General features: G+C 58.2%; 17 protein-coding genes and 3 pseudogenes. 10 read left to right on the top strand and 10 right to left on the bottom strand.

Annotated elements, in window-relative coordinates:
• Nucleotides 1–66: 66 nt before the first annotated feature.
• On the bottom strand, nt 67–1,599 hold the full coding sequence (locus LA04_RS15430; protein WP_047652289.1) for a SpoVR family protein: 1,533 nt from the start codon (nt 1,597–1,599) through the stop codon (nt 67–69).
• Between the two features lie 321 nt (nt 1,600–1,920).
• On the opposite strand from LA04_RS15430, the gene LA04_RS15420 reads away from it, so the two are divergent.
• A complete protein-coding gene (locus LA04_RS15420; protein WP_032658462.1) occupies nt 1,921–3,219 on the top strand; it encodes a D-amino acid dehydrogenase in 1,299 nt (432 codons plus the stop codon).
• A 9-nt stretch (nt 3,220–3,228) separates the two neighbouring features.
• Nucleotides 3,229–4,299 (top strand): catabolic alanine racemase DadX, encoded by a 1,071-nt coding sequence (dadX, locus tag LA04_RS15415; RefSeq protein WP_047652288.1) that lies wholly within the window; start codon nt 3,229–3,231, stop codon nt 4,297–4,299.
• A gap of 43 nt (nt 4,300–4,342) precedes the next feature.
• Here dadX and LA04_RS15410 read toward each other — a convergent pair whose 3' ends face one another.
• Nucleotides 4,343–6,076, bottom strand: a complete 1,734-nt coding sequence (locus tag LA04_RS15410) for a potassium/proton antiporter (RefSeq protein WP_047652287.1) — start codon at nt 6,074–6,076, stop codon at nt 4,343–4,345.
• A gap of 97 nt (nt 6,077–6,173) precedes the next feature.
• Nucleotides 6,174–7,088 carry a muramoyltetrapeptide carboxypeptidase gene (gene ldcA / locus LA04_RS15405; protein WP_047652286.1) on the bottom strand — a complete coding sequence of 305 codons (915 nt, stop codon included), beginning with the start codon at nt 7,086–7,088 and terminating at the stop codon, nt 6,174–6,176.
• Nucleotides 7,089–7,195: 107 nt separating this feature from the next.
• On the opposite strand from ldcA, the gene emtA reads away from it, so the two are divergent.
• Complete coding sequence (gene emtA, locus LA04_RS15400; RefSeq protein ID WP_047652285.1) at nt 7,196–7,807, top strand: membrane-bound lytic murein transglycosylase EmtA; 612 nt, start codon at nt 7,196–7,198, stop codon at nt 7,805–7,807.
• Between the two features lie 37 nt (nt 7,808–7,844).
• Here emtA and LA04_RS15395 read toward each other — a convergent pair.
• Nucleotides 7,845–8,451: pseudogene (locus tag LA04_RS15395) on the bottom strand (flagellar brake protein).
• Nucleotides 8,452–8,659: 208 nt separating this feature from the next.
• On the opposite strand from LA04_RS15395, the gene LA04_RS15390 reads away from it, so the two are divergent.
• The gene (locus LA04_RS15390; protein WP_008502662.1) at nt 8,660–8,914 is read left to right on the top strand and encodes a GlsB/YeaQ/YmgE family stress response membrane protein; all 255 of its coding nucleotides are present in this window, start codon (nt 8,660–8,662) and stop codon (nt 8,912–8,914) included.
• A gap of 113 nt (nt 8,915–9,027) precedes the next feature.
• Nucleotides 9,028–11,130, top strand: coding sequence for a TonB-dependent siderophore receptor (locus LA04_RS15385; RefSeq protein WP_047652284.1), 2,103 nt, complete (start codon nt 9,028–9,030; stop codon nt 11,128–11,130).
• Nucleotides 11,131–11,192: 62 nt separating this feature from the next.
• On the opposite strand, the gene LA04_RS15380 is transcribed toward LA04_RS15385, so the two are convergent.
• Entirely contained in the window at nt 11,193–12,878 is a 1,686-nt protein-coding gene (locus LA04_RS15380; RefSeq protein WP_047652283.1) for an alpha,alpha-trehalase, read from the bottom strand.
• Between the two features lie 102 nt (nt 12,879–12,980).
• Complete coding sequence (locus LA04_RS15375; protein ID WP_047652282.1) at nt 12,981–13,937, bottom strand: AraC family transcriptional regulator; 957 nt, start codon at nt 13,935–13,937, stop codon at nt 12,981–12,983.
• Nucleotides 13,938–14,052: 115 nt separating this feature from the next.
• On the opposite strand from LA04_RS15375, the gene LA04_RS15370 reads away from it, so the two are divergent.
• The gene (locus tag LA04_RS15370) at nt 14,053–15,240 is read left to right on the top strand and encodes an MFS transporter (protein ID WP_047652281.1); all 1,188 of its coding nucleotides are present in this window, start codon (nt 14,053–14,055) and stop codon (nt 15,238–15,240) included.
• 41 nt (nt 15,241–15,281) lie between these two features.
• On the opposite strand, the gene gap is transcribed toward LA04_RS15370, so the two are convergent.
• Nucleotides 15,282–16,292 (bottom strand): type I glyceraldehyde-3-phosphate dehydrogenase, encoded by a 1,011-nt coding sequence (gap, locus tag LA04_RS15365; protein ID WP_047652280.1) that lies wholly within the window; start codon nt 16,290–16,292, stop codon nt 15,282–15,284.
• A 78-nt stretch (nt 16,293–16,370) separates the two neighbouring features.
• A complete protein-coding gene (locus LA04_RS15360; RefSeq protein ID WP_047652279.1) occupies nt 16,371–17,351 on the bottom strand; it encodes a GlxA family transcriptional regulator in 981 nt (326 codons plus the stop codon).
• A gap of 149 nt (nt 17,352–17,500) precedes the next feature.
• Here LA04_RS15360 and LA04_RS15355 point away from each other — a divergent pair, with 149 nt between their 5' ends.
• The 4 genes and pseudogenes from LA04_RS15355 to LA04_RS15350 all read left to right on the top strand — a co-directional run bounded on the left by LA04_RS15355 (nt 17,501) and on the right by LA04_RS15350 (nt 19,721).
• Entirely contained in the window at nt 17,501–18,472 is a 972-nt protein-coding gene (locus LA04_RS15355) for a fatty acid desaturase (protein WP_047652278.1), read from the top strand.
• Nucleotides 18,473–18,523: 51 nt separating this feature from the next.
• A pseudogene (locus tag LA04_RS25050) lies at nt 18,524–18,721 on the top strand (fatty acid desaturase); the annotation flags it as partial.
• Nucleotides 18,714–19,013 (top strand): annotated as a pseudogene (locus tag LA04_RS25280) (phosphate ABC transporter substrate-binding protein); the annotation flags it as partial. The pseudogenes LA04_RS25050 and LA04_RS25280, both read left to right, overlap by 8 nt.
• Entirely contained in the window at nt 18,993–19,721 is a 729-nt protein-coding gene (locus LA04_RS15350) for a phosphate/phosphite/phosphonate ABC transporter substrate-binding protein (protein ID WP_047652721.1), read from the top strand. The pseudogene LA04_RS25280 and the gene LA04_RS15350, both read left to right, overlap by 21 nt.
• Here LA04_RS15350 and LA04_RS15345 read toward each other — a convergent pair.
• Both LA04_RS15345 and LA04_RS15340 read right to left on the bottom strand, forming a co-directional pair.
• A complete protein-coding gene (locus LA04_RS15345) occupies nt 19,700–20,596 on the bottom strand; it encodes a LysR family transcriptional regulator (RefSeq protein ID WP_047652277.1) in 897 nt (298 codons plus the stop codon). The genes LA04_RS15350 and LA04_RS15345 overlap by 22 nt on opposite strands.
• A gap of 22 nt (nt 20,597–20,618) precedes the next feature.
• Nucleotides 20,619–22,907, bottom strand: a complete 2,289-nt coding sequence (locus tag LA04_RS15340) for an FdhF/YdeP family oxidoreductase (protein ID WP_047652276.1) — start codon at nt 22,905–22,907, stop codon at nt 20,619–20,621.
• Nucleotides 22,908–23,575 lie beyond the last annotated feature (668 nt).

Here is a 23,575-nt window from a genome sequence, read left to right as displayed (position 1 = left end):
AAACCTCTCATACGAGAGGTTTTTTTTCGTCGGGTGGCGGCTACGCCTTGCCCGGCACAACAGACTCTACAGCGTATTCAACCGCGCCGGGCAGCGGTCCAGCAGCTCGACGCTCCCGTCTTCATTCTGCTGCTCCAGCAGCACGTCAAACCCCCACAGGCGATGCACGTGCTTCAGCACCTCTTTACGTCCTTTATCCAGCGGCGCGCGGTTGTGCGGGATATAGCGCAGCGTCAGGGAGCGGTCACCGCGCAAATCCACGTTCCACACCTGAATATTCGGCTCAAGGTTGCTCAGGTTGTACTGGGAAGAGAGGCGAGAGCGGATCTCACGGTACCCCTCTTCGTTGTGGATTGCGGAGATCTCCAGATAGTTGTTGCGGTCGTCGTCCAGCACGGTGAAGAAGCGGAAATCACGCATGATCTTCGGCGACATAAACTGGCTGATGAAGCTCTCGTCCTTAAAGTCGCGCATCGCAAAGTGCAGCGTTTCCAGCCAGTCAGAACCGGCGATATCCGGGAACCAGTACTTGTCTTCTTCCGTCGGCGACTGGCAGATGCGCTTAATGTCCTGGAACATGGCGAAGCCAAGCGCATACGGGTTAATCCCGCTGTACCACGGGCTGTTGTAGGGCGGCTGGAACACCACGTTGGTATGGCTGTGGAGGAATTCCATCATGAACCGCTCGGTCACTTTTCCCTCGTCGTACAGATGGTTGAGAATGGTGTAGTGCCAGAAGGTCGCCCAGCCTTCGTTCATCACCTGCGTCTGCTTTTGCGGGTAAAAATACTGGCTCACCTTGCGCACGATGCGCAGGATCTCACGCTGCCACGGCTCCAGCAGCGGGGCGTTCTTCTCCATAAAATAGAGCAGGTTTTCCTGCGGCTCGGACGGATAGCGACGCGCCTCGGCGATCGTTTTTTCCTCCTCACGCTTCGGCAGGGTGCGCCACAGCATGTTCACCTGGCTTTGCAGGTACTCTTCGCGGCTTTTCTGCCGGGCTTTCTCCTCCTGCAGGGAGATTTTCTGCGGGCGTTTGTAGCGATCCACGCCGTAGTTCATCAGCGCGTGGCAGGAGTCGAGCAGTTTTTCCACTTCGTCCACGCCGTAGCGCTCTTCGCAGTCGGTAATGTATTTACGGGCGAAGATCAGGTAATCGACGATGGAGCTGGCATCCGTCCAGTTGCGGAACAGGTAGTTATTCTTGAAAAAGGAGTTATGCCCGTAGCAGGCATGCGCCATCACCAGCGCCTGCATGGTAATGGTGTTCTCTTCCATTAAATAGGCAATACACGGATTGGAGTTAATCACAATCTCATACGCCAGCCCCTGCTGGCCGTGCTTATACAGCCGTTCCGTTTCAATAAATTTTTTACCAAACGACCAGTGCGGATAGTTAATCGGCATCCCGACGCTGGAGTAGGCGTCCATCATCTGTTCGGACGTAATGACTTCAATCTGATGGGGATAGGTATCCAGACGATACAGCTTTGCGACCCGGTCGATTTCGGCGAGGTAAACATCCAGCAGCTCGAAGGTCCAGTCGGGTCCATCGCTCAGACGTGTGTTGTCCTTGTTCAGGGAATCAATAGTAGCCATTAGCGCGCCCTCGTTGTGGGTGCTCTCTCTGTCTGGAGAGCCTCCTTTCAAGCATAGATCAACGTGTTAAAAAGCGTGCTGGGGCAGAAATTTTTTCTTTGCGATTTCGCGTTTTTGATACGGCAAAAAAATGGTATGTCTCAGCATATTATGCTGGTTAAAAATAACGCGCAGCAGGAGATCCCAAATTAGCACTATCCCCTGATGCTGGGGGATGTGTGAGGTAAGTCACCATAAAAAAGTCGTATGTTGAATAATATTTTCAACTAGGTTATCAATCTGTAATTAGAAGATTGTTCTTTTGCACATAATGGAGTGGCTATGCGTGTTGTCATACTGGGAAGTGGTGTCGTTGGGGTAACCAGCGCCTGGTATTTAAGTCAGGCGGGACATGACGTAACCGTTATCGATCGTGAATCCGGTCCGGCGCTTGAAACCAGCGCGGCGAACGCCGGGCAAATCTCTCCGGGGTATGCGGCACCGTGGGCTGCGCCGGGCGTTCCGCTGAAAGCGATTAAATGGATGTTCCAGCGCCACGCGCCGCTGGCCATCAGCCTTGACGGCACGCAGTTCCAGCTGAAGTGGATGTGGCAGATGCTGCGCAACTGCGACACCCGCCACTACATGGAGAACAAAGGGCGCATGGTGCGCCTGGCGGAATACAGTCGCGACTGTCTAAAAGCGCTGCGCGCGTCGACGGGAATTGAGTACGAAGGCCGTCAGGGCGGGACGCTGCAGCTGTTCCGCACCGAGCAACAGTACGAAAACGCCACCCGCGATATCGCCGTGCTGGAAGATGCCGGCGTACCGTACCAGCTGCTGGAAGCCAGCCAGCTTGGCCAGGTTGAACCGGCGCTGGCGGAAGTGGCGCATAAGCTGACCGGCGGCCTGCGCCTGCCGAATGACGAAACCGGCGACTGCCAGCTCTTTACGCAACGTCTGGCGCAGATGTGCGAGCAGGCGGGGGTGAAGTTCCGCTTCAACACCTCTGTCGACAAGCTGCTGTCGGAAGGCGAAAAAATTTACGGCGTGAAGTGCGGCGACGAGGTGATCAAAGCCGATGCCTACGTGATGGCGTTTGGTTCTTACTCCACCGCCATGCTGAAAGGCATTCTCGACATTCCGGTTTATCCGCTGAAGGGCTACTCGCTGACCATTCCGGTGAAAGAAGAGAGCGGCGCGCCGGTGTCAACCATTCTGGACGAAACCTACAAAATCGCCATTACCCGCTTCGATAACCGTATTCGTGTAGGCGGCATGGCGGAGATTGTTGGCTTCAACACCGAATTGCTGCAGCCGCGTCGTGAAACGCTGGAGATGGTCGTGGGCGATCTCTTCCCGCGCGGAGGTTTTGTTGAGCAGGCGACGTTCTGGACCGGCCTGCGTCCGATGACCCCGGACGGCACGCCGATCGTGGGCCGCACGCCGTTCAAAAACCTGTGGACCAATACCGGACACGGCACGCTCGGCTGGACGATGGCCTGCGGATCGGGCCAGCTGCTGAGCGACCTGATTTCCGGGCGCACGCCGGCAATTCCGTTTGACGATTTAAGCGCCGCGCGCTATCAATCGGGGTTTACGCCTTCGCGTCCACAGCACCTGCACGGCGCGCATAGCTAAGGAGTTGTCATGTCCCGTCCTGTTCTGGCCCAGCTCAACCTGCAGGCCCTGAAGGATAATCTGCAAATTGTTCGTCGGGCGGCCCCCGGCGCGCGCGTCTGGTCGGTGGTGAAAGCGAATGCCTATGGCCACGGTATCGACCGTATCTGGAGCGCGCTGAGCGCAACCGACGGCTTTGCGCTCCTGAATCTGGAAGAGGCCATTCTGCTGCGCGAGCGCGGCTGGAAAGGGCCGATTCTACTGCTGGAAGGCTTCTTCCATGCGGACGATCTGCCGCTGCTGGATAAGTACCGGCTGACCACCAGCGTTCACAGCAACTGGCAGATTAAGGCGATCCAGGATGCGAAGCTCCATGCTCCGCTGGATATCTATCTCAAGGTCAACAGCGGCATGAACCGCCTGGGCTTTCAGCCTGAGCGGGTGCATACGGTCTGGCAGCAGCTGCGCGCCATGAAGAACGTGGGCGAAATGACGCTGATGGCGCATTTTGCCGACGCGGAAAAAACCGACGGTATTGCCGATGCCATGGTCCGCATTGAGCAGGCGGCAGAAGGGCTGGACTGCCCGCGCTCGCTGTCGAACTCGGCGGCCACGCTGTGGCATCCCGAGGCGCACTATAACTGGGTGCGTCCGGGGATCGTTCTGTACGGTGCGTCTCCCTCTGGTCAGTGGCAGGATATCGCCAACAGCGGCCTGAAGCCGGTCATGACCCTGCGCAGTGAAATCATTGGCGTGCAGACGCTGAAGGCCGGGGACACGGTGGGCTACGGCAGCCGCTACCGGGCAAAGGGCGAGCAGCGGATTGGCATCGTGGCGGGCGGTTATGCCGACGGCTACCCGCGCATCGCACCCACCGGCACGCCGGTGTGGGTCGATGGGGTTCGCACCGGAACGGTGGGCACCGTATCTATGGATATGCTGGCCGTTGACCTGACGCCATGCCCGCAGGCGGGCATTGGTTCACCCGTCGAGCTGTGGGGTAACGAAATCAAAATTGATGACGTGGCTTCCGCGGCGGGCACGGTGGGGTACGAATTGATGTGCGCGCTGGCACCAAGAGTGCCGGTTGTGACGGTGTAACCTATCTTCGCCGGGTAAGCGTTAGCGCCACCCGGCAAAAAAACTACTCCGCTTCCTCATCCATAGGCCTCAAACCGACTTTCCGCACCGCGTTATCTTCTTTTTCGGCAACGGTCCAGATCATCCCGGCAAACTCCACCTGATCGCCCACGACCGGCGCAGCGCCAAGCCGCTGCTGGATGATTTCACCCAGCGTTTGCGGGTTATCACCGTCTTCAGCACCTTCATCCAGACCGTAAATCAGCGCCACATCCGCAAATTTGGCGCTGGCTTCCAGAATAAAATCGCCGAAGAAGCGCTGGTCCAGCGCTACCGGAGGCGACTGGCTGAACAGCTTGCCCAGTGCGGGCAGGTCGCGCTCGCGACCAATCACGCAGAGAATATCCCCTTCGCGCAGGCGGGTGCTGCCGGTAGGGTGCAGCAGGACATTATCGCGGAACAGGGCGGCAATGCGGGTTTCGGTCGGCATGTGCAAATCGCGCAGCGAGGCTCCCACGCACCATTTGTCGGCGCTCAGCTGATAGACAAACTGTTCCCACGGGTTCTCCGGGTGAATATCGAGCCCCACGCGGGAGACCGGCCAGCCCACGGGCGGTACCACCACTTTGGCTTTTTTCGCCGCCCATCCGAGCGAGGTTCCCTGGAACAGCAGGGAAATCAGCACCACGAAGAACGCCACGTTAAAGAACAGCCGCGCGTTATCCAGACCGGCCATCATCGGGAACACAGCAAGGATAATCGGCACCGCGCCGCGCAGGCCCACCCAGCTAATAAAAACCCGCTCGCGCAGGTTGAAGCCGCGAAACGGCAGCAGGCCTGCAAATACCGACAGCGGACGGGCGAAGAAGATCATCCACGCGGACAGCAGCAGCGCCGGAACGGCGATCGGCAGCAGGTCCGATGGCGTAACCAGCAGGCCCAGCACCAGAAACATGCCGATTTGTGCCAGCCACGCCAGGCCGTCGAAGTTCTGCAAAATGGCATGGCGGTTGCGAATAGGGCGGTTGCCCATCAGGAACCCGCAGAGATAGACCGCAAGAATACCGCTGCCGTCCACTGCGGTGGTGACGGCAAAAATGAGAATGCCGCCGCTCAGCGCCAGCAGGGGGTAAAGCCCCGCGGGCAGCGAGATACGGTTGATCGTCTGCTGTAGCAGATAGCCCCCCGCCAGTCCGATGACAATCCCCAGGCCGAACTGCTGCAGGATATGTAACGCAAACATCCAGCTCAGCCCGCTTTCATGCTGCTGAATCATCTCGATAAGCGTAATGGTGAGAAATACCGCCATCGGATCGTTACTGCCGGATTCAATCTCAAGCGTGGAGCCGACACGTTCGTTAAGCCCTTTTCCGCCGAGCAGGGAAAACACCGCTGCCGCATCGGTTGAGCCCACGATCGCGCCAATCAGCAAACCTTCCATGATATTGAGATGGAAAAGCCACGCGGCCATCATTCCGGTGAGGCCAGAGGTAATCAATACGCCGACCGTAGCGAGCGACAGCGCTGGCCCTAAGGCCACGCGGAAGGAGCTCGCCTGGGTGCGCATCCCGCCGTCCAATAAGATCACCGCCAGCGCAAGGTTACTCACCATGTAGGCGAAGGGGTAGTTATCGAATGGGATACCGCCAATGCCATCAATGCCGGCCAGCATGCCGATGGCGAGGAAAATGACAAGAATAGGTATGCCGAGACGCGATGAAAATGAACTTAATAAAATACTGCTGGTTACAAGGACGGAACCCAAAATGAAAAGGCTGATTATCGCTGCGGCATCCAATGTTCTCTTACTCCCACCTCAATGTTAACGCTGTTACTAAAACCCTAACATATTAACAACGGCAACAGCGTTTTATTAAGGGGGTATAACGGCTTTTTTATGCCTTTATGACAGGATGACCGCTGATGGTCAGCCGGCTGCCGGAATCATTATGGAACAGTGTGGCGTGCGCCCCCAGCGCCAGGGTCACGGTTTGCTGCTCATGGCCAAAATCCAGACCGGTTATGACCGGAATATCCAGCCGCGAACGAACGAAGTCGATCATGGTCTCAAGGGAGTAACCTGCGTCATAGTCATTCGGGGCAGAGCCGCTGAAGCTGCCAAGCACAATCGCGGACTGGCGTTCAAGAATACCGGCATGATAAAGCTGCAATAGCATGCGCTCGACGCGGAACGGATGTTCGTTGATATCTTCCAGCACCAGAATGCCGTCCTCGATTTGCGGCATCCACGGCGTGCCGATGAGCGAGACCAGCATCGCCAGGTTGCCGCCCCAGAGTTGGCCTTCACATTCCCAGTGCGGTCCGTTGCCTTGCCACTCCACGCTGTAGGTGGAATTGCGCAGCGCGCGCCAGAAATGTTCCACGGTAAACGCGTCCAGCTCCGGGGCGCCGAAGTTACCGGCCAGCATCGGACCGCTGAAGGTGATGACGTTATGCAGGGCCAGCAGCCCAAGCTGGATGACGGTGAAATCGCTGTGGCCGCAAATCAGCAGCGGATCCTGCTGCTGGCGCAGCGCTAGCCCCTGCCAGTCAATGCTCTCCAGCAGCCGGCTCGCGCCATATCCGCCGCGCACCGCAAGCACAATCCGGTTTTCGCCGGTCAGGCTCACCAGACTATTGATATCATTCAGCCTCTGCGCTTCGGTGCCGGCAAAACGCTGCTGGCGGCGGGGGATAATCGTCTGATTTTCTACCTGATGGCCAGATTCCAGCAAACGCTGAACGCCCCGCTGCGCCGCGTCCTGGTTAATGCAGTAGCCCGACGGCGCGATGAGATGAAACTGAGACATGGCAATTCCTTGCTGAATGAGAAACTAATTGTCTATATCATGCCGCTTATACGCTGCCTGCTTCAAGAGGCGGCGCACCGCGATGACCGGCTATAAGGATAGATGACGTGAAATTGAGATGGTTTGCTTTTTTGATTGTGTTGCTCGCTGGCTGTAGTACCAAACATGATTATCAAAACCCGCCCTGGAATCCGGAAGTGCCGGTGAAACGGGCCATGCAGTGGATGCCGATCAGTGAGCAAGCCGGGAAGGCCTGGGGCGTCAGCCCGCGTCTCATCACGGCGATCATTGCGGTGGAGTCCGGCGGTAATCCGACGCTCGTCAGCAAATCCAACGCGGTGGGGCTGATGCAGCTTAAAGCGTCAACGGCGGGGAGAGAGGTTTACCGCTACATGGGCTGGAGCGGCCAGCCGTCGACCAGCGAGCTGAAAAACCCGGAACGCAACATTTCAATGGGCACGGCCTATCTGAGCATTATGGAGCATGGTGTGCTGAAGGGGATTAAGGATCCAGAGGTGATGCAGTACGCGCTGGTGGTGTCTTACGTTAACGGTGCCGGCGCGTTGCTCAGAACCTTCTCCTCTGACCGCAAAGAGGCGATAGAAGAGATTAACGACATGGACAAAGACGAATTCTTTGAACATGTGGCGAAAAATCACCCGGCACCACAGGCGCCTCGTTATATCTGGAAAGTACAGAAAGCGATGGATGCCATGTAATGCCGCAGACGGGCGGCGGTCACGCTGCCCGATTTCTTCACAGGACCTTATTTGCGCGTTCCCGCGCCTCCCGCTCCAGGGAGTAGATAATGCGCTGAAGCTCACGCTCTGCGCCGGGCCCGACGTTGAGGAAACGGAAGCTCAGACGCGGCGTGGTGATAGTTTCATTTTTACTGTCCACGACGGTGCGGTCGCTAATCGCAATTAGCTGTGCATCGAAATAAAAGCGACCCCAGCCGCCCATATCCAGTGGCCTTACAAAAATAGGCGGGGTGAAGCGGGGCGCTGATGCGGAAATATTCACGACGCTGAACAAACCAGAGATTGGTCGGAAGCGGGGTAACAAAAGCCGGCAGTCCCTGATATTCGCTCAGTTCCAGCCGCGACAGGACAAATTCCACTTTGGCACCCTGCGTTTCGGCCATCACCGCGATATTCTCCGCTTTCAGCGCCGTGCGGTTTTCATACTCCTGACTGCCTAAATCAATCACCAGCCGATCCTGCGAGGCGTCAAGGATCTTGCTGATGAACTGATTATTCGACCAGCTGATGCGCAGCGGCACTTCACCTTTTTGCAGGTCGCGTAATACCCCTAATACAGCCAGCGGATTTTGCTTGAGGAACTGCTCACTGTAATGACTCACGCCGGATGGCTCCTTGATAGATGACGGACTGTCTTAGCGTTATCGGCAATCTGCAATGAAACTTAATACAAACCGGTGAGTTTTTTTTGCCTGTTTAACCAAAGATAAGTCGGTGAGATGAAAATGGTTTTCCGGCGATGACCTATACTTAAGTTAGCTGTGCAGAAGGTTTTCTGCGCACGCGTTAAACCTGCAAGAGGGCATCGCTATGGGTATCATCGCCTGGATTATCTTTGGTCTTATTGCTGGCGCTATCGCTAAACTGATCATGCCGGGAAACGATGGCGGCGGCTTTATTTTGACCTGCGTACTCGGGGTCGTTGGTGCGGTTGTGGGCGGCTGGCTGGCGACGATGTTTGGCTTTGGAGGCAACATAAGTGGTTTCGACCTGCACAGTTTTCTGGTCGCTGTCGTGGGTGCCATTGTGGTGCTGGGCATATTCAGGTTACTGCGACGAGCATAAATTGACGTAAACGGCTCTCTGCGGAGGGCCGTTTTTTTTGCCGGAGTATTGATTTGTTAATCTAAATGATAATAATTGTCGTTCCGTATTGCATCCAACAACAAGACGACATTATGAATACCTCACGTTTTACGCTTTGCGCTCTGGCAGGGGCCGTCACGCTGGCATTGCAGGTCCCGGCGTACGCCGAAGAATCCACCATCGTCGTCACGGACTCAGAGCAGGGCAGCGCGCTGCCGGCCTGGACGAACAGCGCCACGAAATCGGCCGTTGCCGAAAGTAAAACGCCGCAGGTCATCACGACCCTCTCTGCGCCGGAAATTGAAAAGCGTCACGCGAATTCGGTGAATGAAATTCTGCGCTATGCCCCGGGCGTCTCAACCGAGGTGCGGGGGAATACCTCCTACATGAGCGAGTATAAAATTCGTGGCTTTACCGTCGACCAGGAGTTTTATAACGGGCTGCAGCTGCCCTATAACGTCACCGGCAATACCAAAGCGCGCATCGATCCGCTGCTGATCGACAGCGTTGATATCCTGAAAGGCCCTTCATCGGTCCTTTACGGCGGCGGTTCGCCGGGCGGGCTGGTGAATATTCAAAGTAAAAAACCGCAGCGGGAAGCCCGAACCGAAATCGGCGTTAACACCGGAAACCGTAATCTGAAAGAGGGCTATCTTGATTCAACCGGGCAGATTGCCGACAGCGACTGGAACTACCGTCTGCTGGGCAAAGCCACGGAAAACGACGATCAGCCGCACACCACCCGGTATGAAAACTACCTGGTTGCGCCGTCCGTCACCTGGCAGCCGGACAGCAAAACCCGCCTCACCCTGGACGCGCTGGCGCAAAACACTCCAAGCCTGACGCCGTCTAACCCGCTGCCGCTCGCCTACCTGCACTCGAAATATGCGGGCAAGCGCGACTATGCCGGAGACGAATGGAGCGGGTTTAAGCAGCGTCAGTGGATGCTGGGCTACAGCTTTGAACATGAGTTTGACAGCGGCTGGGGCTTTAATCAGAAAGCGCGCTATTTCGACGTCGATACGCATCAGCGCAGCGTCTATGCGACGGGCACGGGAAGCGAGGTGTACCAGCTTAACCGCTTTGCTTACACTACCGATGAAGACCTTAAGAGCTTCAACATCGACAACCAGGTGACTAAAACCGTTGCGCTGGGCGACTGGAAACACCATCTGCTGGCCGGGTTTGACTATCAGAAGCTGAACTCCCATTTCCACTATCGCTACGCGTCGGCCACGCCGGGTATCGATATGCGTCATCCAGACTATTCGCAGATCCAGGAAAGCGCGCTGGGGCTTTATACCGCCCAGAAAAACCGTCTCAGCTACCAGCAAAACGGCTATTACCTGCAGGACCAAGTGGAATTTGGCGGCCTCAACCTGCTGGGCAGCCTGCGCTACGACGATTACCGCTCCGTTACCACCAACTACCTGCAAAACGGCGATAAAGCCTGGGTATCGCAGGACCGCGTCACCAAACGCCTGGGCGCGCTTTACGCCTTCGATAACGGGATTTCGCCGTTTATCAGCTATTCAGAAGGTTTTGCGCCGGTGTCACCGCAGGGCACGCTCGTGGCGAAAGACGTCAAACCGACTACCAGCAGGCAGGTGGAAGGCGGGGTGAAATATCTGCTGGCCGACTACGCCACCACCTTTACCGCCTCGGTGTTTAACATCCGGCAGAAAAATGTCGTCACCTCCGATCCGGGCTTCCTGAACTATCGTCAGACCGGGGAAGTGGAATCCAAAGGAGCAGAGCTCTCCGCCATCAGCCGTCCGACGGACAACCTGACGCTGATTGCCAACTATGCGTACACCCACGCGATCAACCGGGAAGATGACAAATACAAAGGCAAACGTCCAACGCAGGTGCCGGAGAATGCCTTCAACCTCTGGGGTGATTACACCTTTGAAAACACGCCGCTGAAAGGACTGATGCTGGGAGCGGGCGCACGCTACACCGGGCCGATGGAAATCTCTCCGGCAAACGATGCGGGTAAACTGGGCGGCACCACGCAGTACGATATGGCGGCCTCGTACCGGATGGGCGAAATCCTGCCCTCGCTGGCAGGGCTAACGCTTAAAGCCAGCGCGCAGAACATCACCAATAAAGAGACGCTCACCTGCTACGATGCGACCAACTGCTGGATTGGGCGTGACAGGACGTATCAGTTAGGGGCGAGCTATAGTTTCTAAGTCACTCCCTGTGAGTTCAAAATGTAGGCCGGGTAAGGCGTAACCGCCACCCGGCAATACCCTTACTGCGCCGCAGCTTTCACCGGCGCAGCCTCCTCATTCGCCGCAGGCTGATTCTCCGGCACGCTGTCGCACGGTTTTGCTTTTGGACAGACGCGATCCAGCATTTTCAGCGTCACGCCGTTGCTCCAGCCGAAGCCGTCCTGCAGCGGATACTCTCCGCCGCCGCCGCCCGTACCGGTGGTCGACACGTCATACTTCTCGACCAGTTTCTTTTCCCGGTCATAAGTGTGCTGAACGTTCTTCAGGAAGCGCCAGGTCACATCCATCGAGACCTTCTCTTGCCCGTAATTCTGCAACCCTTCCGCCGCCACCCACTGCAGCGGGGCCCAGCCGTTTGGCGCATCCCACTGCTGGCCGCTATTGACGGTGGTGGTCGCAATACCGCCCGGCTTCAGCAGGCGCGACGAGGTTGCCGCGGCGACTTTATCGGCCCGATCCTGCGCGGCCGCCTTCACGTAAAGCGGGAACAGGGCGGCCGCCGTGAGCTGATTGCGTACCTTCTTGCTCTTCAGATCGTAATCCGCGTACCAGCCCTCTTTATCATTCCACAGGTGGCTCTCGATGGCTTTCTGACGCGCCGTTGCCAGCGCCTCGTATTTGCTTGCGCTGGCGGCGTCGCCACTCTCCTGGCTTGCCCGGGCCAGCAGTTTTTCCATCTTGAACATCAGGGCGTTCAGGTCCACGGGGACAATGCTGGTGGTCCGGATGGTGCCGAGCTTTTGCGGATCGTCCATCCAGCGGGAGCTAAAGTCCCAGCCCGAGGCCGCGGCGGAACGCAAATCGCGGTAGATCTCGGTTGCCGGTCGGTTAGGGTTACTTTTCGCGGTATTCACATCGTCAAGCCATGACTCCGGGCGCGGGGTATCGCGGTCGTCCCAGTAGCGGTTGAGGATCGCGCCGTCATCCAGCTTCACCACGCGTTTGTTAGCCTGCCCCGGCTGAAGGGCGTCGACGCCGTCCATCCAGTAGGCATACTCTTTCTCCATCTGCGGACGGTACTTCTTCAGCGCATCGCTGTCGTGGGTTGCCAGCAGTTCAACCATCATTGAGAAAAACGGCGGCTGGGAGCGGCTCAGGTAGTAGCTGCGGTTGCCGTTGGGAATGTGGCCGAAGGTATCAATCTCATACGCGAAGTTATCCACCATGTCGCTGATTTTGTCCCAGTGATCGCTCTCTGCCAGGCCCAGCATGGTGAAATAGCTGTCCCAGTAGTAGACCTCGCGGAAACGTCCGCCGGGCACAACGTAAGGTTTGGGTAACGGCAGCAGGGAATCCCATTTGTTGCTGGCTTTATCCGTGGTGCGCGTCAGTACGGGCCAGAGATCGTCAATATGCTCACGTAAACTTTGTCCAGCAGGCGGAACATATTTTTCCCCTTCCGCAGGGAGCGTAAAGTTCATCTCGACAAAGTGGCGTAAGTCAAAGCTGGACTGCGTGTGCTGCATCCGGTAATCCGCCAGAATCATCAGCGGGTCGCTTTTGGGGACGGCATCAGCAAAGGTTTTCTGATCGGGAAACAGTTTGGCGCTTTGCACATCGTTAAACAGAGGGCCCAGCAAAATATCGGGTGAGGTTGTCTGGGCTGCGGGGGTATCGTCGGCATAACCGAAAGTCGTTACGCCGAACAGCGCGCCGCCTAGCGCAAGGGGCAAAAACGCGGGGCGTAGTGTACGAGGTCTTATCATTAGTTCGTCTCCTGTCTTCACTAAACAGCGTGACCGCTGTTGTCAATCACCTGAAAACCTTAGACGAATATTGCCCGCTTCGCGTTAATAATTGCTTGCCCGTCAGACCTCTTCCGGCGTCTGGCTGGCTTCCCGCAGCGTGCCCGGCGCATGTCCGATGATGCGCTTGAATGCCCGGCTGAAGGCCGCCAGAGAGCCGTATCCCAGCCGCAGCGCGACGGTTTCAATGGGTTGATTTTCATGCCGAATGTACTGAATCGCCAGCCGCATCCTCAGCTCGCTGAGATATTTTGCCGGGGTGGTTCCCGTCGCGGCCAGAAACCGTTCGGCGAACACGGAGCGGGACGTGCCCGCTTCTTTTGCCAGATCCGCCACGCTCCAGTTCAGGCCGGGCTGCTGGTGCATGGCGTAAATGGCCCGGCTCAGGCGCGGGTCGCGCAGAACCTGCACCCAGCCGGTGGCTTTACCGCAGCCGCCTTCAACCCAGCCGCGCACGATTAACGCCGCCACCACGTCGGCAAGGCGCGCAAGGATCCCGGCATACCCTGCCTGACGCGCCGCGGATTCCCGCTCCATCGCCGCCAGCAGCGGATGAATTTCCGGCCAGGTGGACATCAGCCGGCTGACCATCATCACTTCCGGCATCGCCTTGATCAGCGGCTGCATCCCGCCCAGCTCAAAATCCATGCACCCGCTAAAGATGAGGGTGTTCTCGCTTTCCGGGCAGGGCTCGCAGGTGATAGCACACACCGAGCTGCAGATAGGCTCGCTCGGGAAGGCGTTGATGGGCGTAATGGTGGCCTGCTCGTCAGAGAGCAAAGCATGAGAATTCCCGCCGGGAATAAAGAGTGCGTCGCCGCTGCTGAGTTTGAACGTCGCACCGCTCTCCATGCGCAGCAGGGCGCTACCGTGGCTCACAAAATGAAACTGCGCCCGGCCGGGCGCCTGATGAAACGCGACGCCAAACGGCGCGCTGGCTTCAATCCGCCGGTATTTCACGCCTGACAGGCGCATGCCGCGTAAAAGTTCGCTGATCAGATCGGGTGACTGGACGGTCATGGCGCAACTCCGGACGAATAATCAATAAGTGGAGATTATATGTCATAGATCGTCCAGGGTGAACCTTCTATTCTTTTGCGACAGTAGTCACATTTTTATAACGGGAGATCAACAGATGAGTTCATGTGTCGCGGCGAGCGAGGCGGTAGCGCCTGCAAAACCCGCCTGGCGGGCCGTCTATTCACTGGGGCTGGGGGTGTTTGGTTTGATTACGGCAGAATTTCTGCCCGCCAGCTTGTTAACGCCCATGGCCGCGAGCCTGGGCGTAAGTGAGGGAATGGCCGGACAGGCCGTCACCGCCACCGCGCTGGTGGCGCTGGTCACCGGGTTGCTGATCACCCCGGCAACCAAAAGTATCGACCGTCGCTGGGTGCTGATGTTTTTCTCGGTGCTGCAAATTATCTCCAGCCTGCTGGTGGCCTTTGCCCCCAACCTGCACGTCCTGCTCATGGGGCGCTTGCTGCTGGGGGTAGCGATCGGGGGATTCTGGGCGATGTCGACGGCCACAACGATGCGTCTGGTTCCGGCGGATAAAGTGCCGAAGGCGCTGGCGGTGATCTTCTCCAGCGTATCAATTGCCACGGTGGTCGCGGCGCCGCTGGGCAGCTATCTGGGCAGCCTGATTGGCTGGCGCAACGTCTTTGTGCTCTGCATTCTTCCGAGCATGCTGGCGCTGCTGTGGCAGCTCTGGGTGCTGCCGTCCATGAAGCCGGAGAGCAGCGGCAGCCTGAGTACGCTGTTCCGCGTGCTGCGTCGTCCGGGGATGATCGGCGGCATGCTGGCGACCATCCTGATCTTCAGCGGCCATTTCGCCTTCTTTACCTACCTGCGTCCGTTCCTGGAAACGGTGGGGCAGGCGAGCGTGGAGACCATTTCGCTGATCCTGCTGGGCTTTGGGCTCGCCAACTTTGTCGGCACATCCGTTGCAGGGCATCTGCTGGCACGTAATCTGCGACTGACGCTGGCGCTGGTGCCGTTCGCGATGGGCGTTCTCGCGCTCATGATGGTCGCCTTTGGTCATCTGGCGATGCTGGACGGGTTCCTGGTCGCGCTGTGGGGCTTTGCATTTGGTCTGGTTCCGGTGGGCTGGTCAACCTGGCTTGCTACCACCGTTCCGGATGAAGCCGAAAGTGCAGGCGGGCTGCTGGTGGCCTCAATTCAGCTGGCAATCAGTGCCGGTGCGGCCGGGGGCGGCGCCGTATTTGACCTCAACGGCGCCAGCGGGGTATTCGCAGGCAGCGGTTTCCTGCTGGTAACGGCGATGGTGATTGTGTTTATGGGAGTAAAAGTGAAGGCGGAGTGAATTATTTGCCGGGTGAGCGCGAACGCCACCCGGCTACGGGCTTACAGCCCTTTCTTATCCATCCACACCGCCAGATCCACCAGGCGGTTAGAGAAGCCCCACTCGTTGTCATACCACGCCAGGATCTTCACCATGTTCCCGCCAATCACCAGCGTGGAAAGCCCGTCGATAATTGAGGAGCGTGGGTCGCCCTGGTAATCGCTGGAGACCAGCGGTTCATCGCTGTATCCGAGAATGCCTTTCAGCGGCCCGCTGGCGGCCGCGTTGCGGAACGCGTCATTCACCTCTTCGGCGGTTACGTTACGGCTCAGCGTTACCGTTAAATCCACAATCGACACCACCGGCACCGGCACGCGCAGGGAGTACCCGGTCAGCTTGCCGTCAAGGGAAGGGATCACTTTCCCCAGCGCTTTTGCCGCGCCGCTTGAGTAAGGCACAATCGACAGCGCCGCCGCGCGTGCGCCGCGCAGATCTTTCTCCGGCTGGTCATGCAGCGCCTGGCTGTTGGTGTAGGCATGCGTGGTATTCATCAGGCCATGCTCAATCCCGAACTGCTGATGCAGCACCTGAGCGGCCGGCGCCAGACCGTTTGTGGTGCAACTCCCGTTGCTCACCACCGCGTGTCGGGCGGGATCGTACTGGTCATGGTTGACCCCCATCACAATCGTCAGGTCGTCGTTCTTCCCGGGAGCGGAAATGATGACGCGCTTAGCGCCGCCGTGGGTAATATGCACCGCCGCTTTTTCCCGCTCGGTAAAGAAGCCGGTGGCCTCAATCACCACGTCAACCTCGACATCACGCCACGGGATATTCGCCGGATCGCGTTCGCTAAATACGGCGATCCGCTGCCCGTCGACCTGCAGCGCGCCGTCTGCCGCTTCAACCGGGGCGGGAAGCTTGCCCAGAAGGGAATCATGTTTCAGCAGGTGGGCGAGGGTTTTACTGTCCGTCAGATCGTTAATGGCCACAATCTGCAGATCCGGGTTGCCCAGCGCCGCGCGCAGGAAATTACGTCCGATACGGCCGAAACCGTTAATACCGACCTTAACCATGGTGCACTCCTTATCTCTGTTGTCTGGAGTCACTGTAGGCGTCGGGCCGGTTGGCGTAAACGACAAAAAAGGATCAGATTACGCCATCTTGCGGCAGTGGAAGCGCTGGCGGTACTCGCCGGGCGTGAGGTGAAGCTGTTTCTCAAAGATGCGGCGCAGGTTAATGCTGGTGCCAAACCCGCTTTGTTCGGCAACGCGCTCAAGGGAGTCATGGGTCTGCTCAAGCAGCTGGCGGGCCGCGGCCAGACGTGCTTCGGTCACATAGCGGGCCGGAGAGACGCCCGCGTCGCGGGTAAACACGCGGGTGAAATTACGCGGGCTCATTGCCGCTTTCTCGGCCAGATTTTCCACGCACAGGTCGGCGGTGAGGTTCTGCAGGATCCAGGCTTGCAGTTCGCTTATCGGGCCCGATGCACCGGGCTGCTGCAGGCTGTAACGGCTGAACTGCAGCTGGCCGCCGGGACGGCGCAGATACATCACCATATCCTGCGCCACGTCGCGGGCGAGGGTAAATCCGTAGTCGTCCTCCACCAGCGCCAGGGTCAGATCGAACCCGGAGCTCACGCCGCCGGAGGTCCAGATGGGGCCATCCTGAATATACAGCGGGCCGCCTTCGACCTGGATTGACGGATACTGGGCTTGCATCGTCTCCAGCAGCCGCCAGTGGGTGGTGGCGCGACGACCGTCCAGCAGGCCGGTCTGGGCCAGCAGCATCGCGCCGCCGCAGATAGAGGCCACCCGCCGGGCATGCGGCGCAGCGAGATGCAGCCAGTCCACCACCGCCGTGCTCTCCTGCTCGTTCATGCCGCGTCCGGTGATGATAATGGTGTCCAGCGGTTCGCGCGGATCCAGCTCCGGCAGACGATAGTCCGCCAGCAAATTCAGGCCGGACTGGCCGTGGATCACCTGGTGAGGCTGCGTGGTGGCGATGATAATCCGGTAGCGCGGCTGCGCAAGCCCTTCCGGATGCAGCCGGTTGGCCTGCATCAGAATATCGGCGATACCGGCGGCTTCAAACAGCATGCCGCCGTCGGGAACAATAATCAGAATCTTTTTCATGTCCTGAAAAGTACATTTATTACAGAATAAGTCAAGAAACGCATGACCCCCACGTTTCTGGCAAAGCAAAGCGATTTAAGTTCTTTGTTATTTCAGGCGTTATCCCCGATCGTCAGAGAATTATCTCTGGCGAAACGGCGTCTGAAGGAATGAGTCAAAGAAGCTCCCTCTATTTACATCCGCAACAACGCGAACAAATCCGCCACCTTGCATCGGGTTTTTTATGGCGAAGCGAACTGCCTACCTGGCTGGTAATGTTCACGATTTATGCGGGCTGGTTTGCCACGCTGGCGTTCTGGCAAACGCTCGGCCTGCTGCCCGCCACGCTGCTGCTCATCTGGTTTACCGCCTGGTACATGTCGCTGCAGCATGAGCTGATCCACGGGCACCCCACGCGTTTCGCCTGGCTTAACCAGCTGTTCGGCACGCTCCCGCTGGCGGTCTGGTATCCGTACGGCCTGTACCGGGATTCCCATCTGGCCCATCATCGGCACCATAGCCTGACCCATCCGGTGGATGACCCGGAGTCGTACTATTTTACCGAGGCGAGCTGGGCGCGCTTTTCCCCCTGGCAGAAGCGCCTGATCCGGGCCCGAAATACCTTTGCCGGGCGGCTTCTGCTGGCGCCGCTGCTGGATATCCTGCAGACGCTGGGCAGCGCCTCGACGGCGTTTCGTCATCTTCATCTGCGGGCGATGACGATGTGGCTGGTTCACATCACGCTGCTTGCGACTCTCTTCGCCTGGATGACGCACGTCGGTTTTTCACCCGTCTGGTTCGTTCTGGCCGTCAGCTATCCGGCGCTGGCGATGACCAAGGTCCGATCGTTTTTCGAACATCGCGCGGCGGACGATCCGCTGGCGCGCTCCGTCATTAACGAGGCCGGGTTATTCTGGCGGGTACTGTTTTTGAATCTCAACTACCATTCAGTACATCACGATCTGCCGGGCATTCCCTGGTACGGGCTGAAGGCCATCTACCAGCAAAACCGGGAGGCGTACCGGGAGCGAAACCACGGTTTTCTCGTCAGGGGCTATGGTGAATGGCTGCGTCAGTTCTGGGCCAGGCCCGTCGACGTCACCGTTCATCCTGTAAAACAACAGGGGGAAGGGTATGAGTAACCTGCTGGCGTTTCCCATGTATGCCGTGGATCGCGCCGACACCCGCGCGCNCATTCAGTACATCACGATCTGCCGGGCATTCCCTGGTACGGGCTGAAGGCCATCTACCAGCAAAACCGGGAGGCGTACCGGGAGCGAAACCACGGTTTTCTCGTCAGGGGCTATGGTGAATGGCTGCGTCAGTTCTGGGCCAGGCCCGTCGACGTCACCGTTCATCCTGTAAAACAACAGGGGGAAGGGTATGAGTAACCTGCTGGCGTTTCCCATGTATGCCGTGGATCGCGCCGACACCCGCGCGCTCTGGCTGGCGGTAAAGGGGCTGCTGGCCGCGCGCGGTGTTTCCGTCGATCGCGACCCCGGCTGGCCGGAGTCTGACCTGCTGAGCCACTGGCAACAGACTGCGCTTATCCTCAGCCAGACCTGCGGTTATCCGCTGGTCACGCAGCTCCCGGACGTGCAGGTGGTCGGCTGTTTTCACTACGCGGCACCGGGCTGCGAAGGGATCCAGTACCGCAGCTTTCTGGCGGTGCGCGAGGAGGATCGGCACCTCACGCTGGCGGATTTTCGCGGACGCCGNGCGCGCGGTGTTTCCGTCGATCGCGACCCCGGCTGGCCGGAGTCTGACCTGCTGAGCCACTGGCAACAGACTGCGCTTATCCTCAGCCAGACCTGCGGTTATCCGCTGGTCACGCAGCTCCCGGACGTGCAGGTGGTCGGCTGTTTTCACTACGCGGCACCGGGCTGCGAAGGGATCCAGTACCGCAGCTTTCTGGCGGTGCGCGAGGAGGATCGGCACCTCACGCTGGCGGATTTTCGCGGACGCCGGGCGGTCTGTAATTCCCCGGATTCCCAGTCCGGCTACAATGCGCTGCGAAAAATAGTGGCTCCCCTGGCGAGCGGCGGTCAATTTTTCGCGCAAACGTCCTTCAGCGGGAGCCATCGGCAGTCGCTGACTGATGTGAAACGCGGGGCGGGGGATATTGCGGCCATCGACTGCGTGACCTGGGCACTGCTGCAGCGCCATGAGCCGGAACGGCTTGCGGGGCTGGCGGTGATTGACCATACCCCTCTGACGCCGGGACTGCCGCTGATTACCTCGCCTAACACCTCGCCTGAAACGCTTAACGCTATTCGCGATGCGCTTCACGAGCTGGTGGATGCGCCGGAATACCGGGAGGTGCGCGACGCGGTGCTGATCGACGGTTTTAGCGTGGTGAAGCGCGAGGCCTACGCCTCATTGTTGGCGTGATAAATCGCCTGCGCGTCGGTAAAACAGCGCAGCGCCAGCGAGGAGACGGGCTTCTGCCTGCGCATAATCAGGCCGACGGGAGCCTCAATGTTCGCGTCGGCGATGGGGACAATCCTGAAATTACCGTTCAGTACCTCCAGCCCGTTGTTCAGCGGCATCACGGCGCAGCACACGCCGCTCTGAACCGCCTGGATGATCTGAAACGTCGAGTCGCTCTCGAAAACGGACGTCGGTTCGATGCCTGCAGACTTAAAGCTGGCCTCCATATGCGCCCGGTAGTGCATCCCTTTGGTCAGGAACCCCAGCGGAAAATCCGTCAGATCGTGCCAGGTCAGCGTTGCCTGGCCGAGCTGAAAATGGCGGACGTCGTGCAGCAGGCCCATCTTCGTTTTTGGCAGCTGGATAATGTCAAACAGGCTGGTGTCGATGCTGTTGAGGTAGCAAATTCCCAGCTCAAGCTGATTGCGACTGACGCCGTCGGCAATCTGCGCGGAGGACATGGAATAGAGGCTGTAGGTCAGCTCCGGGTATTTTTGCGTCAGCAGGCGGATAAAGATCATCGGATCCACGCTCGCCAGCGGCACCATCCCCAGACGGAGTTCGCCCACCACCAGGCCTTTGCACAGCGCGGCTTCCGCCTGTAGCCCGTCATGCGCGGCCAGCAGGGCGCGGGCCCACGCGAGGATGCGTTCACCCTCCGGCGTAAACCCTTCAAAGCGCTGCCCGCGCACAATCAGCACCAGCCCTAGCTTCTCTTCCAGGCTGCGGATGCGCATGGAGAGGGTCGGCTGGGTGACGTTGCACTGCGAGGCCGCTTTACCAAAGTGCCGGGTCTCGTCGAGTGAGATTAAATATTTTAGCTGTTTAATATCCATCTTTTTCTCTGCGCGAGCAGCCTTACAGCATGCGGATCTCTTTCGAGCGCAGGGTGATGCGAACCGGAACGGATTTATACGACGGCGTACCGCTGTCCTTATCCAGATAATCCAGCGGCACCAGCACGTTGGCCTCCGGGTAATAGGCGCCGACGGTGCCAGGCGCGATGCTGTACGCCACCACGGTAATGTCCGTCAGACGCTGGACGCTGCCGGGGAGGGCGGTTTCGATATCGATGCGGTCGCCGTGCTCCAGGCCTGACTGCGCCATATCGTCTTCGTTCATAAACAGCACGTCGCGGCGGCCAAACACGCCGCGGTAGCGGTCGTCCAGAGCGTAAATGGTGGTGTTGTACTGATCGTGGCTGCGCAGCGTGATAAGGCGCAGAACGTGCTCACCTTCGCCGCTGGCGTTCTCGTGAACGCCGTCGAACACCGAGAACATCGCTTTTCCCGTCGCCGTTGGCCAGATACGCTGCGTTGGCGGCAGCGGCATGCGGAAGCCGCCGGGAACGCGGATCCGCGCGTTGTAGTTCTCAAAGCCCGGAATGGTCCGCTCGATCAGATCGCGGATCCGGTCGTAATCCTCAACCAGCGTCAGCCAGTCCACGCGGGTTTCCGGCAGCGTGGCTTTCGCCATGCCGGCGACGATAGCCGGTTCCGAGAGGAGTAACGGTGAGGCGGGCTTCAGCTTGCCGGACGAGGCATGCACCATCGACATGGAGTCTTCGACGGTAATGGACTGACGACCGGTGGCCTGGAGATCCAGCTCGGTGCGGCCGAGGCACGGAAAGATAAAGGTCTCTTTGCCCACCAGCAGATGGGTACGGTTGAGCTTGGTCCCGACGTGCACGCTCAAATCCAGGTTACCCATCGCCGGAAAACCCCGCTCGTGATCGGGCATCGCCACCGCAAAATTACCCCCAAGGCAGATGAGCGCCTTCGCGCGGCCGTCGATCATCGCCTGCGTGGCCTGCACCGCATCGTGTCCGTGGTGAGCCGGTGGCTCAAAGCCGAAAACGTCCTTCAGACGGTTCAGGAAGGCCGGGGTAGGCTTCTCGCTGATCCCGACGGTGCGGTTCCCCTGAACGTTAGAGTGGCCGCGCAGGGGGCAGATACCCGCGCCGGGCTTGCCGATATTCCCGCGCAGCAGCAGCAGGTCGGCGATCAGGCGAACGTTTGCAGTACCTTTATTGTGCTGGGTAATCCCCATCCCGTAGGTAATGATGGTGGCATTTGATTTCGCATAGGCGTCGGCCACCTTTTTGAGCGCCGCCTGGCTCAGGCCCGACTCGCGCTCGATCTCGTCCCAGCGGGTTTGCGCGATATCGGCGGCGAAGTCCTCAATGCCCTGGGTGTGTTCGGCAATAAATGCGTGATCCAGCACGTCACCGCGTTCGGCCTCCATTTCCAGTAGATGTTTGGCAATGCCTTTCAGCGCGGCGGCATCGCCTCCGGCCTTCACCTGGAAATAGGTCGAAGCGATATCCGTGGAGCCGTAGGTCGCCATTTCAATCACGCTTTGCGGATTGGCGAAACGTTCGAGGGCGCGTTCGCGCAGCGGGTTAAAGACGATAATCGGCACGTTGCGACGGGCCAGCTCGTGGAGGGTCCCCATCATGCGCGGATGGTTGGTGCCGGGGTTGTGGCCGATGGAGATCACCAGCTCGGTCTTGTCGAAGTCGTCCAGCGAGACGGTGCCTTTCCCGATGCCAATCGAACGCGGCAAACCGACGCTGGTGGCCTCGTGGCACATATTCGAGCAGTCGGGGAAGTTGTTGGTGCCGTATTCGCGAGCGAACAGCTGGAACAGATACGCCGCTTCGTTAGAGGCGCGTCCGGAGGTATAGAATTCGACCTGGTCCGGTTCGAGCCCGCGCAGTACTTCGCCGATGCGTTCAAACGCCTCTTCCCAGTCGACGGGCCGGAAGGTATCGCTCGCCCGGTCATAGCGCAGGGGATGCGTCAGTCGACCGTAGCCTTCCAGCTCAAAGTCCGATTTTGCCAGCAGCGAGGAGACGCTGTTTTCGGCCAGAAACGCGGGGGTAACGCGTTTGCTGGTGGCTTCCCAGGTCACCGCTTTGGCACCGTTCTCGCAGAACTGGAAGGTCGACTTGTGTTCTTTATCCGGCCACGCGCAGCCCGGGCAGTCAAAACCGTCAGGCTGGTTGGTGCGCAGCAGCGTGGCGGGAGCATCAAGGGTATCCATTTGGGTACGTACCGCGATGGCCGTCGCTTTTAACGCCCCCCAGCCTCCGGCAGGACCGTCATAGTGTCTGATACCCGGCACCGAGCGTCTTTTCTTATTCATACCCACTCCTGATCTCTTCGGTCACACAACGTCTGAACCCCAAAAAAGCGCTGCACAGGACAATAAGCGAAAGCAATGACCACCGGATGGCTACGTGCATACGATGCGGAAAAATGCCTTATCTTAAACTCATTTTATTACAGCGATTTATCGGATCTGATGCTTAAATATTTAAAGAAATTATAACGATTTTTTATCATTTTAATAATAAATCTTATCTATCGCCCGGTAGGCAAGATAGATGGAATGGGCAGGGGAGGATGTAGCAGCAATAAAATTTCGAATGAAGGCTGTGGGCGGCAGCAATAAACACAGTTCGCAGCTGGCGGGCTATTGCGAGCATTTTCGGCTGCGATAATGTCAGGATGGTTAACGCAGGCTTAATGATTAATGGATATAATTTATGCCTGACAGGGTAATTATCACAACGCGAAATATAAAGTTATTTTGAGGCGTAAAATTAACGCCACGCGGAATGGGCGATACAGAACTATTCTAAGCGTAAATTACGATTAATATTAAAGTTACCCTGTTAGTGCAACAAATAATTCATGGTTCATATATTCTGCTGACCTCACCAATACGCGAATTCTACTAATTATGGTAGTGGCGATAATAGCGGTATTGCGTTAATGAAAGTGGTTCTCTTTTGTTGTTTTTCTTTATAA

This window comes from Enterobacter sp. UCD-UG_FMILLET (genome assembly GCF_000762975.1).
Taxonomy (GTDB): domain Bacteria; phylum Pseudomonadota; class Gammaproteobacteria; order Enterobacterales; family Enterobacteriaceae; genus Enterobacter; species Enterobacter dykesii.
This window is presented reverse-complemented; position numbering and strand designations above follow the sequence as displayed.